The 15,606-nt window shown below is 66.6% G+C and carries 18 protein-coding genes and 3 tRNA genes; 6 read left to right on the top strand and 15 right to left on the bottom strand.

What is annotated here, in order from left to right; translation table 11 throughout:
* Positions 1-6: 6 nt before the first annotated feature.
* The 11 genes from GGQ93_RS11305 to GGQ93_RS11255 all read right to left on the bottom strand — a co-directional run bounded on the left by GGQ93_RS11305 (position 7) and on the right by GGQ93_RS11255 (position 6,669).
* Positions 7-441, bottom strand: coding sequence for a biopolymer transporter ExbD (locus GGQ93_RS11305; RefSeq protein WP_054766056.1), 435 nt, complete (start codon positions 439-441; stop codon positions 7-9).
* A 5-nt stretch (positions 442-446) separates the two neighbouring features.
* On the bottom strand, positions 447-1,334 hold the full coding sequence (gene exbB, locus GGQ93_RS11300; RefSeq protein ID WP_054766057.1) for a tonB-system energizer ExbB: 888 nt from the start codon (positions 1,332-1,334) through the stop codon (positions 447-449).
* A 536-nt stretch (positions 1,335-1,870) separates the two neighbouring features.
* A tRNA-Phe gene (locus tag GGQ93_RS11295) sits at positions 1,871-1,946 on the bottom strand.
* 63 nt (positions 1,947-2,009) lie between these two features.
* A complete protein-coding gene (locus GGQ93_RS11290; protein ID WP_183217081.1) occupies positions 2,010-2,174 on the bottom strand; it encodes a DNA gyrase inhibitor YacG in 165 nt (54 codons plus the stop codon).
* Between the two features lie 3 nt (positions 2,175-2,177).
* Positions 2,178-3,209 carry a ribonuclease E/G gene (locus GGQ93_RS11285; protein ID WP_183217080.1) on the bottom strand — a complete coding sequence of 344 codons (1,032 nt, stop codon included), beginning with the start codon at positions 3,207-3,209 and terminating at the stop codon, positions 2,178-2,180.
* Positions 3,206-3,787 (bottom strand): Maf family protein, encoded by a 582-nt coding sequence (locus GGQ93_RS11280; RefSeq protein WP_183217079.1) that lies wholly within the window; start codon positions 3,785-3,787, stop codon positions 3,206-3,208. The genes GGQ93_RS11285 and GGQ93_RS11280 overlap by 4 nt, the downstream gene beginning before the upstream one ends.
* Before the next feature lie 17 nt (positions 3,788-3,804).
* Positions 3,805-4,023, bottom strand: a complete 219-nt coding sequence (infA, locus tag GGQ93_RS11275; protein WP_008261544.1) for a translation initiation factor IF-1 — start codon at positions 4,021-4,023, stop codon at positions 3,805-3,807.
* A 103-nt stretch (positions 4,024-4,126) separates the two neighbouring features.
* Complete coding sequence (locus tag GGQ93_RS11270) at positions 4,127-4,594, bottom strand: UPF0262 family protein (protein ID WP_054766060.1); 468 nt, start codon at positions 4,592-4,594, stop codon at positions 4,127-4,129.
* Positions 4,591-5,076: a DUF2948 family protein gene (locus tag GGQ93_RS11265; RefSeq protein WP_183217078.1), complete on the bottom strand. Its 486-nt coding sequence runs from the start codon at positions 5,074-5,076 to the stop codon at positions 4,591-4,593. The genes GGQ93_RS11270 and GGQ93_RS11265 overlap by 4 nt, the downstream gene beginning before the upstream one ends.
* Positions 5,076-6,368 (bottom strand): UDP-N-acetylglucosamine 1-carboxyvinyltransferase, encoded by a 1,293-nt coding sequence (gene murA / locus GGQ93_RS11260; protein ID WP_183217077.1) that lies wholly within the window; start codon positions 6,366-6,368, stop codon positions 5,076-5,078. Before murA ends, GGQ93_RS11265 begins: the two co-directional genes overlap by 1 nt.
* A gap of 103 nt (positions 6,369-6,471) precedes the next feature.
* Positions 6,472-6,669, bottom strand: a complete 198-nt coding sequence (locus tag GGQ93_RS11255; RefSeq protein WP_183217252.1) for a hypothetical protein — start codon at positions 6,667-6,669, stop codon at positions 6,472-6,474.
* Positions 6,670-6,779: 110 nt separating this feature from the next.
* Between GGQ93_RS11255 and GGQ93_RS11250 the strand changes: the two genes are divergently transcribed.
* Positions 6,780-6,854: transfer RNA gene (locus GGQ93_RS11250), tRNA-Thr, on the top strand.
* A gap of 60 nt (positions 6,855-6,914) precedes the next feature.
* Here GGQ93_RS11250 and GGQ93_RS11245 read toward each other — a convergent pair.
* The 4 genes from GGQ93_RS11245 to lipB form a co-directional block, all read right to left on the bottom strand.
* Positions 6,915-7,511, bottom strand: coding sequence for a hypothetical protein (locus GGQ93_RS11245; RefSeq protein WP_224764439.1), 597 nt, complete (start codon positions 7,509-7,511; stop codon positions 6,915-6,917).
* A 47-nt stretch (positions 7,512-7,558) separates the two neighbouring features.
* Entirely contained in the window at positions 7,559-8,059 is a 501-nt protein-coding gene (msrB, locus tag GGQ93_RS11240; RefSeq protein WP_183217076.1) for a peptide-methionine (R)-S-oxide reductase MsrB, read from the bottom strand.
* A 74-nt stretch (positions 8,060-8,133) separates the two neighbouring features.
* Positions 8,134-9,618 (bottom strand): hypothetical protein, encoded by a 1,485-nt coding sequence (locus GGQ93_RS11235; RefSeq protein ID WP_183217075.1) that lies wholly within the window; start codon positions 9,616-9,618, stop codon positions 8,134-8,136.
* Between the two features lie 126 nt (positions 9,619-9,744).
* A complete protein-coding gene (lipB, locus tag GGQ93_RS11230) occupies positions 9,745-10,461 on the bottom strand; it encodes a lipoyl(octanoyl) transferase LipB (protein ID WP_183217074.1) in 717 nt (238 codons plus the stop codon).
* Between the two features lie 65 nt (positions 10,462-10,526).
* On the opposite strand from lipB, the gene GGQ93_RS11225 reads away from it, so the two are divergent.
* The 5 genes from GGQ93_RS11225 (at position 10,527) to GGQ93_RS11205 (ending at position 15,599) form a co-directional block, all read left to right on the top strand.
* Complete coding sequence (locus GGQ93_RS11225; protein ID WP_183217073.1) at positions 10,527-10,778, top strand: FliM/FliN family flagellar motor switch protein; 252 nt, start codon at positions 10,527-10,529, stop codon at positions 10,776-10,778.
* Positions 10,779-10,874: 96 nt separating this feature from the next.
* Positions 10,875-10,959, top strand: a tRNA-Leu gene (locus GGQ93_RS11220).
* Between the two features lie 65 nt (positions 10,960-11,024).
* Complete coding sequence (gene mgtE, locus GGQ93_RS11215) at positions 11,025-12,443, top strand: magnesium transporter (protein WP_183217071.1); 1,419 nt, start codon at positions 11,025-11,027, stop codon at positions 12,441-12,443.
* A 69-nt stretch (positions 12,444-12,512) separates the two neighbouring features.
* The gene (locus GGQ93_RS11210) at positions 12,513-14,354 is read left to right on the top strand and encodes a lysozyme (RefSeq protein ID WP_183217070.1); all 1,842 of its coding nucleotides are present in this window, start codon (positions 12,513-12,515) and stop codon (positions 14,352-14,354) included.
* An 81-nt stretch (positions 14,355-14,435) separates the two neighbouring features.
* Positions 14,436-15,599 carry an isovaleryl-CoA dehydrogenase gene (locus GGQ93_RS11205; protein WP_054766071.1) on the top strand — a complete coding sequence of 388 codons (1,164 nt, stop codon included), beginning with the start codon at positions 14,436-14,438 and terminating at the stop codon, positions 15,597-15,599.
* Positions 15,600-15,606 lie beyond the last annotated feature (7 nt).

Below are 15,606 nucleotides of genomic sequence, written 5' to 3'. Positions count from 1 at the left end.
CGCCATCTAGCTCGTCGCCTGGTCTTCGCCGACCAGTGCAACGCTGTAGAAGCCGTTATCCTGCAAAGCGTTCATGACCTGCATGAAGTCGCCGTAGCGGGTGTTTTGGTCAGCCCGAATGAAGATCCGCTCATCGGCCGGGTTCCGGGAGCCGATCTGTTTGGTCAGATCTTCTCCCAGAGTTCCGATGCTGGTCTGGAAGTCGCCCACAAAGACGTCGCCGTCGTTCTGGATCGAAATATAGACCGGCTTGGGCGGGTTCGGGGCCGCCTTGGCGACGGCGATCGGCAACTCTACCGGCACCGACACGGATGCGAGCGGAGCCGCAACCATGAAGATGATGAGCAGGACGAGCATGATATCAACGAAAGGCGTGACGTTGATATCGCTGTTGGCCTCGACCTGGCTGCCGCCGCCGCCTGATTTAATCTTGGCGGCCATCCGTCTTACGCCCCCTTGTCGAGTTGACGCGAGATGCCGTTCAGCAGCTCAGCGGCGAAACCGTCGGCGCGGGTGCCGTAGGCGGCGATGCGGGTGTTGAAGTAGTTATAGAAGACCACGGCCGGGATAGCGGCGAACAGGCCGATACCGGTGGCCAGCAGGGCCTCGGCGATACCCGGAGCAACGACGGCCAGATTGGTCGTGTTGGATTCCGCGATGCCGATGAAGGAGTTCATGATGCCGTAAACGGTGCCGAACAGACCGACGAACGGACCGGTCGAACCGACCGAGGCCAGGAACTGTTGACCGCCCGACAGGCGCTTGGCCAGGCCCGACTGAACGGCGGCGACCGCGGCGGTGGCGCGGCCCATGGCGTTGTCCAGGTGGTCGCCGGTGACCGAAAGGCCGGCTTGACGCGACATTTCGATTTCGTCGGTGGCGGCGGCGGCCATGTCGGCCAGCGGGTTGCCGTCATATTCTTCCTGGGTGGCGACGGCGCGCATGTCCGCGATGGTGCGGGCGCCGCGGAAGTTTTCCAGGAAGTTGTCGGTCTTGCGGTTCAGGGCGCCGAACTCGAACAGCTTGATGAGCAGCAGGGTCCACGACAGGATCGAGGCCAGCAGCAGGCCGATCATCACGACCTTAACGATGATCGTGGCTTCCATGAACATGGAGATCGGGGTGATGCCGCCCGAATGACCGCCGCCGACGGATTCGCCGACGGTTGAGGGGTTGGCCGCATCGGCGGCCGGAGCCATGGCCGTCGGGGCTTCGGCGGGCGCGGCGGCCGGGGTCGGCTCGGCCGGGGCCTGGGCCAGAACCGGCGAGCTCGCCATCAGGACGGCCGCGCCGGCCGCGGCGAGAAGGATGTTCGTCTTTTTGCTGTTCAGCATAGTTCGCCAGTTCCTGCTTGGTCTGACTCGTGGAACCAAAGGTGCGGCCGTGTCAAAGGGCCGCCCCCCAACCTGAAATGTTTCCTTCAGAGGCCATGTCCCTGCGGGATCGCCGGCCGCTGAATTCTTGGATGGAGACATATGCGGTCGCCCGTACTGCCTCCGATGTTCGAACCGCGGGAGAACACGCCTCCTAGAATCCGTTTGACGCCTTAATGGGAGGGCGTCCCAACCCCTTTGACGAACCCTTACCGGAGCGTCAAGGGACAACAGCCGGATTTCGCCCTTGGGGAGAAGGTTCATGAGAATCTCGCCCTTTTGTCGCGCCCAGAATGGCGCAGCACGACGTTTTTGTGATGCTAATCTGTAGATTAGGGGAAGCTTGTTCGAAAACGCGCCTCGGCGCAGTTTTTAACTCTTTCAGCAGCGTTCCGTAGGTCATCCGCCCCGCGAGTCGCCGATTGCACGCGACGATCGCACGCATGAAGGCGCTTGCCGGGAAAAGATATGAGATCTGGGAAGCCCCGAAGGGAAAATGGTGCCTGGAGGCGGATTCGAACCACCGACACGCGGATTTTCAATCCGCTGCTCTACCAACTGAGCTATCCAGGCGCCGACGCGGCGTCGCGAGAGGCGGGTCTATAGGCGACACTTTTCGCACTGTCCAGCGCCGTTTCAGTCCTTTTCGTCATCCTCCTTCAGCCCCTCTCTCAAGGGAACCGGAATGACGTAAGCCCCACTGAACCAGCGTTGCAGATCCACCTCTGAACAGCGGCGCGAGCAGAAGGGCCGATATTTGGGATCGGCCTCGGCCTTTCGGCAAATGGGACAGGCGCTCATGGTTCAGCCTTCTTCTATATGGCCCCGGCCGGGCGGCAGGGCGTCGTCGGACCGCAGGCCGGCCCTCGGCCCCAGCCGGGCGATCAGGGGCGCGGCCAAGGCGGCCTCCTCGGGCGCGCAGCGGACGCTCAGCCTCGGCGTCGTCGTTTCGCTCAGCAGCCGCCGACGCAGCGCCCGAACCAAGGCCAGGGCGCGCGTGGCGACCGACGGTCCGCCGCCGTCGAACAGTCGTTCCTCGACCGGCGTCATGCGCCAGGGCAGCGACATCTGCAGCAGGCCGAACCGGCTGATCGGGCCGAAGACGGCCTGCGGTTCATGGGAAAAGGCGGCGCGGGCGATGCGGGCTTGAGCCTCCGCGTCCTGCCCGTCCCCGACCAGGTCGATGACCACCAGCCCGCCCCACTGTCTGAGACCGATCAGCCGCGCGGCCTGATGGAGCCCCTCTCGGTTGGCGGCCGCCCGCCCCTGCCGCGCGTCTCGACCGGGACTGGGCGCATAGTCGATGTCGACGGCGACCAGGGCGCGCGTCCTTTCCAAGGCGAGATCGACGCCATGGGCCGCGCTGCCCCATCGGGCGGCTAAGGCCTCTTCCTCCGCTTCCACAGCGGCGTCGATGGCGGCGACGCCCTCGATCAAGTGACTATTCGGAGCCAGGGCCTGGAGACGTTCCGCCACGCCGGGCGCGGCTTGCAGCAGACGCGGCGCGCCCTCCCCCGGCCCCAGACGACGCACGACCGGCCCCTTGCCGGCGCGGGGTTCGGCGATCACCACCACCTCCAACCGCTCGCCCTGATCGACGCGATCCTTCCGATTCAGCGGCAGGAAGGCCGGCGGGCCGGCGCCCAGGTCCATGAAGGCGCCGCGAAGGCCTGGAATGACGTCGGTCACACGGCCTACGGCCCGCGCGCCCAAACGGCACTGAGCGACGTCGTCGTCGCGATGGATGATCAGATGGGTGTAGCGGCCGTTCCGGGACGCCACGCCGCGGATTTCGCCAGGCGTGTCGTCGAGGAAGACCTCGACCGCGCCGCTCATGCGCGCCAGCCGACGCCGAGCAACAGTTGGACGGCTTCGTACAGGGGCAGCCCCATGACCGAGGGATGGCTGCCGACGATCCGCTGAACGAAGGCGCCGGCCGGGCCCTGGATGCCGTAGCCGCCGGCCTTGCCGCGCCAGTCGCCCGTCGCGACATAGGTCGCGATCTCATGATCGGACAGCGGTTTGAAGGTGACGCGGGTCTCATTGATCCGCACGGCCGTCCTGCCGTCGCGCACCACCGCCACCCCTGTGAAGACGCGATGGTTGCGCCCGGACAGCAGTTTGAGGAAACGTGCAGCCTCGGCCTCGTCCGCCGCCTTTTCAAGAAACCGACGACCGACCGCGACCACCGTGTCGGCGGCCAGAACGACGGCCTGGGGGCGACGCGAAGCGACCACCTGGGCCTTGGAGGTCGCCAGCCGCTCGGCCAGACGCGGCGGCGTCTCCCCCTTCAGCGGGGTTTCGTCGATATCGGCAGGGTCGATGTGATCCGGCTTGATTCCCACCTGCGCCAGCAATTCGATGCGGCGTGGGCTGGACGAGGCCAGCACAAGCTCCAGACGCCCTTCCGACACGAAAACGACGCCGCTCCTTATTTGAAGCGGTAGGTGATGCGACCCTTGGTCAGGTCGTAGGGGGTCATTTCCACCAGGACCTTGTCGCCCGCCAGCACGCGGATACGATTCTTGCGCATCTTGCCGGCGGTGTGGGCGATGATCTCGTGGTCGTTCTCGAGCGTCACGCGGAAGGTGGCGTTCGGCAGCAGTTCGCTGACGGTGCCGGGAAACTCGAGCAGTTCTTCCTTAGCCATGCGGCCTCTCACGCCCGGTTGATATGCGTTCAGCCCCACGCCGGGCGGGCGCGAGGGGCGGAATGGAGGGGCCTAATGCCTCAAAACGGCAAGATAGTCGAGGTCAGCCGCGACGGTAGAGGGCGCACAGCAGGGTGAACAGCCGCCGCGCCGTCTCCTGATCGACTGCGATCTTGCCTTCCAGGCGGTTCATCAGCTGTTCCGCCCCTTCGTTATGCAGTCCCCTTCGACCCATATCGACAGATTCGATCTGGCTGGGCGAGGAGCCGCGCAGGGCTTCATAATAGCTGTCGCAGATCAGTAGATAGTCTTTGATGACGCCCTTCAGCGGCGTCAGGCTGATGGCGTAGGTGCGGGCGAAGGCCTCGCCCGTGACGTCGAACACCAGACGATTGTCCTGAAGCGACAGCTTCAGCCGGTAGGACCCACCCTCTGCGCCGACGGGTTCGAAACTGTTTCGTTCGACCAGATCGAAGATGGCGACGCGGCGCTCGTGCTCGATCTCGGCCGTCGCCGCCGGCAGGGTGGCGGCGTCCAGCTCGACGGACGCCAGCTTGTGGGGGGCGCTCATACCGTCTTCCCTTCGTCCAGCCCTGCGTCGTCCAAATGGGTCGGCGCCATTCGGGCCGGCCAGCGCTCGGATATGTCAGTGACGACGGCGTCCAGGCATTCGACGTCGATTCTCAGATCACCGCCCCCGGCGAACATCAGTATGACCCGACCGCTCGGCGCCTCCGTCGGGATGAAGTCGAGCGCCAGCAGTTCCAGCGTGGCGTCCGGATTGCGCGGCAACCGCCGGCTCTTTACCCCCATGACATCGCCGAACTGCATGGCGGACATGACGCGGGTGCCGCCGCATTCCCAACAGAAGCGGCTGAAGGCGATGGTCAGGGTGCGCGCGCCCTTTTCCCAGACGATGTCGATCGGCCGGAGTATGGCGTCCTGAAGGGCGGCCGAGATGATCTGCAGATCGTCGGCGTCCTCGGCCAGCAGACGCAGCGGTTCGACCGCCGTCTTGGCTTCGGACAGGGCGCCGTCGATCTCCGCTGTCATCACTCCATCCCTTCGCTGTGACCCTTGATCCGCCGAATCTCTGCGCCGCAGGCGCCGAGCTTTTGTTCCAAACGCTCGAACCCGCGATCCAGATGATAGACGCGACCGACGGTCGTTTCGCCTTCGGCGACCAGGCCGGCGATGATCAGGCACATCGAGGCGCGCAGATCGGTGGCCATGACCTGGGCGCCGTGCAGCGTCTCGACGCCGTGCACACGGGCCTCGCCCGCATGGACGGAGATCTCGGCGCCCAGCCGCGCCAGTTCCGGCACATGCATGAAGCGGTTCTCAAAGATCGTCTCCCGCACCGTGCTGACGCCCTCAGCCGTGGTCATCAGCGCCATGAACTGGGCCTGCAGATCGGTGGCGAAGCCCGGATAGATCGCCGTCTCGACATCGACCGCCTTCAGCCGGACCTTGGGGTCGCGCTTGATCAGAACGCCGTCGTCCGTCGGCGACACCTCGACCCCGGCCTCGATCATCTTGTCGGTCAGGGCGCCGATCAGATCAGCCCTGGCCTTGGTCAACCGGACCTCGCCCCCGGCCATGGCGGCGGCGACGGCGTAGGAGCCCATTTCGATACGGTCGGGAATCACCGACCAGGTCGTCCCGGTCAGCGACGAGACGCCGGTGATGGTCAGGACGTCGGTGTCGATCCCCTCGATCTTGGCGCCCATGGCGGTCAGACAGCGCGCCAGATCGCCGATCTCGGGTTCACGCGCGGCGCGGCGCAGCACCGTCGTGCCCTGGGCCAGGACGGCGGCCAGCAGTGCGTGTTCGGTCGCCCCGACGGAGACGAACGGAAACTCGATCTCGGCGCCCTTCAGGCCGGACGGCGCCTTGGCGGTCACATAGCCTTCCTCCAGCTCGATCTCAGCGCCCAGGGCCGTGAGCGCCTGAAGATGCAGATCCACGGGCCGGGCGCCGATGGTGCAGCCGCCGGGCAGAGACACCTTGGCCTCGCCGGTGCGGGCCAAGAGCGGCCCCAGCACATTGAAGGAGGCCCGCATCTGGCGGACCAGGTCATAGGGAGCGAAGGTCGAGGTCAGGGTCTGGGCGTGGAACAGGCTTTCCTGCCCATCGGCGCCGTCGCGCTCGGTCACCTCAATGCCGAACTGGCGCAGCAACTGACCCAAGAAGCGGGTGTCGGCCAGCCGCGGCATATTGGTCAGCAGCAGGGGTTGATCCGTCAGGATCGAGGCGGCCATCAGCTTGATGGCGGAATTCTTGGCGCCGCTGACGGGGATCTCCCCGAAGAGCTGAGCGCCGCCCTGAATGGCGATACTGTCCATGACGTCCTTGAAGCGCGCCCGAAGGAAACGCCTCGGGGGGAGGGTTCTCTAGCAAGCCGGCGCGCGCTTGCCAAAGGGCGGAGCGTCCGCCGGGCGATGACTTTCAGTTGCTGTCCTTGGGCGCCGCCGGGGTTCGGGCGGGCGCTTTGCGGCGTCTCAGGTTGGCGCGCAGGGCCGCCGCCAGGCGAATGGCGCGTTCGGCCTTGGCCCGCGCCGCCTCGGACGACGCGCCGCCCTCTGGCGTCAAGCTGGGCGAGGTCTCGATGGGCGGGGCGTCGGTGTCGTGCGGCGGACGAGTCATGGGCTTAGAATGCCGCGATAACGGGGCTTGTCCAAACTTTCTTTCAGATCGTCAAAAAGCCGCTTCCCTCCCCCGAACGGTTTGGCTATACGGCCGCTTCCTCAGTCGGGGCCGCCGTAGCTCAGTGGTAGAGCGCATCCTTGGTAAGGCTGAGGTCGTGGGTTCGATTCCCCCCGGCGGCACCATCTGAGACGAAAAAGGCCCGGCGAAAGCCGGGCCTTTTGCTTGATGGAAGCCGCGCCGCTTCAGTCTGAAGCCGTCGCGCCTCGCGGCCAGGCCGCACCGTCTTCAGCGTCCCGGTCCTTGCTCCAGCTGAAGCCCATCGACAGGGATTTGCGGCTCGAATCGCCGCCGTAGCCGCGCACCCGCCCGTAAGGCGGATAGAAACCAGGCCCCCGAAGTCCGTAGCCGTAAGCCTCATAGCCGTAGCCCCAGGGCTCGTTGCGCCCCTCGCGATAGGCCAGGTCCAGACGCCCGTTTTCGCCGATCGGCATCGAGACGGCTGCGCCATAGCTGCGATAGCCGCCGGTGCCGACGCCCGCCTCGACCATGCCGTGCATCTGGCGGTCGTCCATGGGGCCTTCAGGGAGGGGCTCCTGAAAATCCACGCCGGGCGTTCTGTTGCTGAGCCAGGCCTGGATCTGCTGTTCCGTCGTCATCCCATGGGGCTGAGCGTCCTGCGCGGTCGGCGCAGGCGCAGCGGCTTCCGGGGCGGCGGCCATGGCCTGGGCCAGGGTCGGGGCGTTGGTCGGGGCGGTCGCGACGACGCCGTCAGGATCGCCGTCCGCGCCTGCGCCCGAAGCTGCGAGCGCCAAGCTCGCCACAAGTCCTGCCATCAGCATGGGCCGTCTCCTTCCGCCTCATCCTAGCACGCCGATTGCGGCCATGGTCAGGCGTTTCCGTCGCCCCGTCGCAACGGGTCCGGCAAGGGTTCGCCTTCGGGCACGAAGGTCAGAGCGACCGAGTTGATGCAATAGCGGTTTCCCGTCGGCGGCGGGCCGTCGGGGAAGACGTGGCCCTGGTGGCTGCCGCAGCGGGCGCACAGGGTCTCGATGCGAATCATCCCGTAGCTGGTGTCGCGCACCTCATGGACGTGGGCCGGATCGACAGGTTCGGTGAAGCTGGGCCAGCCGGTTCCGCTTTCGAACTTGGTGCGGCTGCGGAACAGGGGCAGGCCGCATTCCCGGCAACAGAAGACGCCCGCGCGTTTTTCGCCCAGCAAGGTTCCGCAGAACGGCGCCTCTGTGCCGTGGGACAGGAGGACGCGCTTCTCGTCGGGGTTCAGGTCCGCCTCCAGCCGGGCGCGTTCCTGATCATCGGGCGGCGTCAGATCATAGCCGGCCGAGGAGCGTCGGGGGGCTAGGGAATCGGAAAGGTCGATATCGGTCATGACCCCGAAATAGGAAGGGGCGGGCCGAGGTTCCACCCCGACCCGTCCCCTTCAGATCCGATCGCCGAGACGTCCTATTGGAACAGGCTGGCGACCCAGGCGCGCACGGCCGTCTCGTCGGCCGCATCACCCGAGTAAGCCAGGCCCTGCGTCGGCGTGTACGGGGCGTCATTGCCGCGCTGGCGGGTGGTCCAGGCCTTATGGCCATAGGTCAGTTCCGCGTAGTTCGACGGCAGACGCGGCACGGTCGGCTCGATGAAGATGGTGTCCTCAGCCGTGGTTGATCCCGCCAGACGCACGTTCGGCAGGCGGGTCAGCAGATCCAGGGTGTCCAGGCAGCCCCCGCTGCAGCCGGCGTCCACCAGAACGACCACGGGTCCGGCGACCGGATTGGCCGCGCCGGTGTCCGGCACGGACGGACGACCCGGCATGGTGAAGGTCGCCTGATTGGCCGCCAGGGCCGAATCGAAGGCCGCCACGATGGCCTGGGTCTGGTCGATCACTGCGCTGGATTCCTGCACGAAGCGAGGATCGGCCTGCATGCGGCCCAAGGTGTCGACGAACCACTGGCGATTGGCCGGGGTGGCGCGATAGGTGATGGAGCCAGCTTCCGGCTGGCGGCTGACGGTGAACTCCGGCGTCCAGATGCGATTGGCCAAGCCGTAGCCGCGGCTGGTGGCGTTCAGCGACGACCCGTCGGCGCCGCGCAGATCGATCACCAGGCCCTGCGATCCGCGAATGGCCGGCAGCTGCGCCTCGACGGCGGCGAAGAAGGCGTCCCAGCCGGCGTCGTCGGCCAGACTGTGGACATGGACCCAGGGACGACCGTTGACGGTCTCGACGGCCAGCGGCGTCGCCGGCGGCACATAGACGGTCGCGCGATAGGCGGCTTCCAGCGACGCCGCGTCGGCGGGTTGCGGCTGCATCTGGAACTCGCGGTCTCGGCGCCCGACCTTGAAGCTGCACAGCGACGGCACGCCGCCGGTGAAGGGGTTGTTGCGGTTCCACAGCAGATAGGGGGCGGTGCGGACGCGCCCGGCTTCCGTCGTCAGATCGCCTTCCCAACGGTCCAGCCGCTCTTCGGCCAGTTGAGCCGCAGTCTTGTCGCCGCACTTGACCAGGGTCGAGCCGACAGGCGGCAGGTTTCGAACGCCCGGCTTGACGTAGGAGACCACATATTCGCCGTTGCGCCAGGCCGTCGTCAGGCCCGGCCAGCCGATGGCGAAGAAGGGCCCCTGCCCTTCATAGGTCGGCCGGATCGCGGTGTTGGAATCGCGGAATCCGTTCGCATAGTAGCGCAACAGATAGGCGTGGCTGTCCCCGCTGTTGACGCGGCCGACGCGGCCCAGGGCGTCCTGATAACCGGCGTCGATCCAGTTTCGGAAGGCTTCGCCCGGCGCGCCGGGAATGACGGCGGCCGGATGGTTGGCGGCCAGGGCGTCGCGGGCGGCCTGAAGGTCTTGCTGGGCCAGTGCGCGGAAATCCTGGGCCGATGCGGCTCCAGCCGCCAGACTGAGGGACATGACGGCGGCCGAGGCGGCGGCGATCAAGCGGTTCATGGAGGCTCCTGGGCTCGGATTCTAAAGCGAGGTGGCGCCGTTAAACCTTATGGCCGCCGGGCTTGCCAACCCCCATCGGCGCCCTTTGGCGCGATTGTCGCATCCCTCGCCGAGCGCCGATACGGCTCAGAGTGGCGGGGAACTTTCCGTTACCGGACCGAATATCTGTCGGAAGCTGTTCTTCAACGCCGCATCCGCCTCGTCCATCGTGGCCAGGATTCCCAGGTCCACCAGGCTGGTCACCCCGTGCTCCTGGATACCGCACGGCACGATGCCGCCGAAATGCTCCAGGTCGGGCTCCACGTTCAGGCTGATCCCGTGGAAGCTGACCCATTTGCGGACCTTGACCCCGATGGCGGCGATCTTGTCCTCGCGCGACCAGCCGGCGCCCTTGCGCTCGACCCAGACCCCGACCCGGCCCTCGCGCACCCCGGCCTCCACGCCGAACCGGTCCAAGGCGCCGATCAGCCATTGCTCCAACCCACGCACGAAACCGCGCACGTCCTTGCCGCGCTGGTTCAGGTCCAGCATCACATAGGCCACGCGCTGACCCGGTCCGTGATAGGTGAACTGCCCGCCGCGCCCCGTGCGATGAACGGGAAAGCGCGCCGCATCGAGCAGATCCTCGTCCTTGGCCGACACTCCGGCCGTATAGAGGGGCGGATGCTCCAAGAGCCACACCAGCTCCGCCGCCTCCCCCGCCGCGATGGCGGCGACGCGAGCCTCCATGAACGACTCGGCGGCGGCGTAATCGACATAGGTCGAAGAGACGGTCCATTCGACCGGGCGGCCGTCGCCGCGACGCAGCTTCTGAAGGTCGGGACTTAACGGGTCGGCAAGCATAAGGCTTCAATGTGCAGGCGGAGGCGTTTCCGCAAGGGACGACCTCTTAGTGAACGAGAGCGCCCGTGTCCCAGATCAACGCCGTCAACGTCGAAATCTCAGTCGTGCTGGGGCGTATGGTGCTGCCGATGTCCCAGCTGCTGAAGATGGGTCGGGGCGCGGTGATTCCGCTGGATGCATCCGAGGGCGACGAAGTTTGGATCCTGGCGAACAACCACCCCGTCGCGCGCGGCGAGATCGAGATTCGCGACGACCGGATCGCCATCACCGTCACCCGGCCCGCCGACGTCTATGACTTCATGGCCGGCGCGGCCTGAGGTCCGAACGGCGTCAGCCGCACAAAGCGCGCTCGGGTCAAAAGAGAGACTTTCCTTTTCCAGCGGCTTCGTCTATTCGCCGCCGCTCCGATGCGAGCGGTCGTGGCGGAATTGGTAGACGCGCAGCGTTGAGGTCGCTGTGGGGCAACCCGTGGAAGTTCGAGTCTTCTCGACCGCACCATCTGGCTAAACAGGGCGATTCATCGGCTAACTACGGCTGGACATTCTACCAAGGGAGGCGACCACGTGAGCAACACGGACACCGCCTTTGCTCCAGCCGAAGCGCCTGAAGCCGAAGACCACGCCGCCCTGGACGAGGACTACGTCCTCACGCCGCAATTCGTCGAAAAAGTCGTGGACGCCGCTGACGACGGCGACGGCATGCGGCTGCGGTCGCTGCTGGAAGATCTTCACCCCGCCGACGTCGCCGACCTGATGGGCTTTCTGACGGCCGAGCACCGCGCCGTCGTGGTGCTGTGGCTGCCGCCGGAGCTGCTGGCCGAGACCCTGCCGGAACTGGACGACGGGATTCGGGAAGAAGTGCTGGAGCGGGTGCCGCACGGCACCCTGGCCGAGGCCCTGCAGGAACTGGATTCAGACGACGCCGCCGCCGTGGTCGAGGATCTGGAGGACGATCAGCGCGAACGGGTTCTGGCCGCCATGCCTGACGTCGATCGCGCCGCGATCGAAAGCAGCCTGGGTTATGAGGAAGAGTCCGCCGGCCGCCTGATGCAGCGCGAGGTGATGGCTGCGCCCCAGTTCTGGAGCGTGGGCGACACCATCGACCACATCCGCAAACAGGGCGACGACCTGCCGGAGCTGTTCTTCGACATCTATGTGGTCGACCCGCTGAACCGCCCCGTCGGCGGGGTCCCGATCAGCGGCCTGCTGCGCGCCCCGCGCAGCGCCGCCCTGTCCGACCTGATGGAGCCGATCAATGAGATCGCAGTCGATCAGGACCAGGAAGAGGTCGCCTACATCTTCGAAAAATACCACCTGATCTCAGCGCCGGTCGTGGACGCGGCCGGCCGGTTGGTCGGCCAGATCACTGTCGATGACATCGTCAACATCATTCAGGAAGAGAACCGCGAGGACATCCTGCGTCTGGCCGGTGTCTCCGACGAGGATCGCGGCTCGTCCGTGACCGAGATCGTGCGCGGCCGCGTGCCTTGGCTGGCCATCAACCTGGCGACCGCCGCCCTGGGCGCCAGCGTGATCGGCCTGTTCGAGGGCACGATCCAACAAATTGTGGCCCTGGCGGTCCTGATGCCCATCGTCTCGGCCATCGGCGGCAATGCAGGCACCCAGGCTCTGACCGTCACTGTCCGCGCCCTCGCGACCCGCGAACTGAACTCCGCCAACGCCACCCGCACGTTTTTCCGCGAACTGGTCGTGGGCCTGGCCAACGGCCTGATCCTGGCGCCCCTGATCGGCGTCGCCGCGGGGATCTGGTTCCGAGATGAGGACTGGAAGATCGGCGTCGTCATCGCCGCCGCCATGATCCTGAACCTGCTGGTCGCGGCCTGTATCGGGGTTCTGACGCCCCTGACCCTGTCGAAGCTGAAGTTCGACCCCGCCGTCTCCTCGGCGGTGTTCGTGACCGCCACGACCGATTTCTTCGGCTTCCTCATATTCCTGGGTCTTGCGACGATCGTTCTGTTGTAAACGCTTGGCCCCAGGCTTGCTGCGGGACGGCTCAGGGCCGAGCCGTCGTCTCGCTTTGGGGCAACACCTGTGTCAGACACGTTGAAACCGACCAAGATCTCCCGCGAGGGTGTCATTCTGATCAAGAGCTTCGAGGGTTTCCGCCCTCGGGCGATCCAGCGCGACGACGGCCGCTGGATGATCGGTTATGGCCATACGGCGTCCGCCCGCGAGGGGCTGACCGTTTCGGAAGTCGATGCTGAACTGCTGTTGCAGTACGACCTGCTGCCTGTCGTCAAGGCGATCGACGAAGTCCAGGCGCCGCTGAACCAGCACCAGTACGACGCCCTCGCCAGTTTCGTCTTCTCCATCGGGGTGGATCGCTTCCGCTCCTCCGAGGTCTTGAGGCGACTGAACGCGGGTGAGACCCAGGCTGCGGCCGAAGCCCTGGCCGCCTGGATCGACGACGGCGGCCCCTTGTCGCCCCCGCGTCGCCGCGCGACCGAACGGGCCCTGTTCGTCGCCAATCCGGACGCCCCGGTCTCCCTTGCCGATCTGCTGTCCGCTCCCCTGCCCCCGGCGACGGCGACGATCTTGGAGACGACGGAGGCGGCCGGTTCGACCGGTTTCGACGCGGTCGATGTCGCGCCTTTTCCGGCCCATGACGCGTCGGAGCCCATGACGTGGGAAAGCGCAATATCCGCCCTGCTGAACGAGTCGGATCTCAAGCAAGCGGACGAAGAGGTCGACGAAGGTCCCGATCAGGCGTCTCATCCTGCAGACGACGCCGCGGACGCACCTGCGAGCCAGGACGCCGAAACCCCCATGGCGAACGGCGAAGCTCAACCGGTGGAAGCCGAGCCGGTGACGACGGTCGAACCTTTGGTCGATGCGGGCAAGCCGTGCGCAGACTCCGCCTCGCCCCCTGCCGAATCCTCTGTTGCGCTTCTTCTGGACGAGCCGGCCGTCGAGGCGGAACCCGAAGAGGCCAAGGCCGTGCCTAGGCCTGCCGAATCTTCAGATGGTGAGGCGGAAACAAGCGAGCCCCCGGTCGAGGCCGACGCAGGAGAATTCGTCGCTCCGGCCCTCGAACAGCCCACAGCGTCGGACGAACCCGAGCCTGCCTCATCGGAGCCGGCTTCAGCGTCCCCTGCCGCCCACCCGGCGCCCAGCGCGGCCGTCTTCTATTCTCCCTACGCGATTCGGGTGACCGGACCGCTCGCCCTCCTCTCCTCGCCCCCCCCGTCGCCCCCGGCGGCCTCCGCCTCAGCCGTCCCGGCGCCCCTGACGCCCGTCCCGCTTGAGACCCTTGCCGCAGAAGCGGAGCCGGCGAACGACGACGGCGTGAGCGTTCCGGAGGAGGCTGTGGGGGCGCCGGCCGCCGAGGCGGAAGCGGCCTCCGTCGATCAGCCCGCCTTCGAGCCGTCCAACGCCCCGAGCCCCACGCCGACCCTGGCATCCGCCGATGCGCCCGACGTGGAGGAACAGACGGTTCAGGTGCCCATGTTCTTGATCGCCCCGACCGAGCCGCCCGCCGAGCCGGACAGCGAGCAGGCGTCGGCGGGACGTTTGGAGGCCGCTCCGCCTCCCCACGCCGCGACCGATGCGACGGGATTCACCGACCTCGATCAGACCGCCCTGTTCGACGCGGAGGTCCAACCGGAGGACGGCCTGCATCCGTCGATCGACCAGGAGGCGACGCCCGACAAACGGTTCGACTGGAGCGAAACCGCGACCTTCCTGGTGATGGGCGGCATAGGCATGCTGGCCTTCGGCGCGGCCATGGCGGCCTTCCGACAGGCGTCGAACTCGACGGGGGGCGAGACCGCCGTCATCGGCTGGGTTCTGGCGATCATCGCCTTGGCCTGCGTCGGGGTGTCGGGCTACAATCTGTTTCAGCGCTGGGGCCGCCCGACGGATCCGACGGCCTGACGGACGGAATCGTCACAGGCTGAAACGGACAGGTCGTCCTGCGCTTTGCGAAAGGCCGTGCGCGATGCTACGCCCAAGGGCATGAGCATTCCCTTCGCACCCCAATCCATGGAATTCGGCCTCGGCGAGAACGCGGACGCCATTCGCGACACCACCGCGCGCTGGGCGGCGGATCGCCTGGCGCCCCTGGCCGCCGAGATCGACGAAACGAACAGCTTCCGCCGCGAACTCTGGCCCGAGATGGGCGAACTGGGCCTGCACGGCATCACGGTCGAGGAAGAGTTCGGCGGCCTTGGCCTGGGCTATCTGGAACATGTGGTGGCGATGGAGGAGGTGTCGCGCGCCTCGGCCTCGATCGGCCTCAGCTACGGCGCCCACTCCAATCTGTGCGTCAACCAGATCCGCCGCTGGGGCACGCCTGAGCAGAAACAGAAATATCTGCCCAAGCTGATCAGCGGCGAACACGTCGGATCGCTCGCCATGTCCGAGGCCGGTTCCGGCTCGGACGTCATGTCCATGCGCACCCGGGCCGAAAAGCGGGGCGACCGCTACGTCCTGAACGGGACCAAATTCTGGATCACCAACGCCCCCCACGCCGAGACCCTGGTGGTCTATGCCCGCACGGGCGACGGCAACGGCGGGGTGACCGCCTTTCTCATCGAAAAGGGCATGAAGGGGTTCAGCGTCTCCAAGAAGCTGGACAAGATGGGCATGCGCGGCTCCGACACCGCCGAACTGGTGTTCGAGGACTGCGAAGTGCCCGAGGAGAACGTCATGGGCCCGGTCGGCGGCGGCGCCGGCGTGCTGATGAGCGGCCTGGACTATGAGCGCGCAGTCCTCGCCGCCGGCCCACTGGGCATCATGCAGGCCGCCCTGGACGTGGTCCTGCCCTATGTCCGCGACCGCAAACAGTTCGGCAAGCCGATCGGCAGCTTCCAGCTGATGCAGGGCAAGGTGGCCGACATGTACGTCGCCCTGAACAGCGCCCGGGCCTACGTTTATTCGGTGGCCCGCGCCTGCGACGCCGGCCTGACCACCCGCTATGACGCTGCGGGCGCCATTCTGCTGGCGTCCGAAAACGCCGTGAAGGTCACGCTTGAGGCCGTTCAGGCCCTGGGCGGCGCGGGCTACACCAAGGAGTGGCCGGTCGAACGCTTGGTTCGCGACGCCAAACTCTATGACATCGGCGCCGGCACCAACGAGATCCGTCGCTTCCTGATCGGTCGGGAACTGCTGGGCGGCTGACGGCTTC

Origin of the sequence: Brevundimonas aurantiaca (assembly GCF_014199955.1) — a bacterium.
GTDB lineage: Bacteria > Pseudomonadota > Alphaproteobacteria > Caulobacterales > Caulobacteraceae > Brevundimonas > Brevundimonas aurantiaca.
The sequence above is the reverse complement of the archived record's forward strand: the minus strand, read 5'-3'. Positions and strand labels throughout refer to the sequence as shown.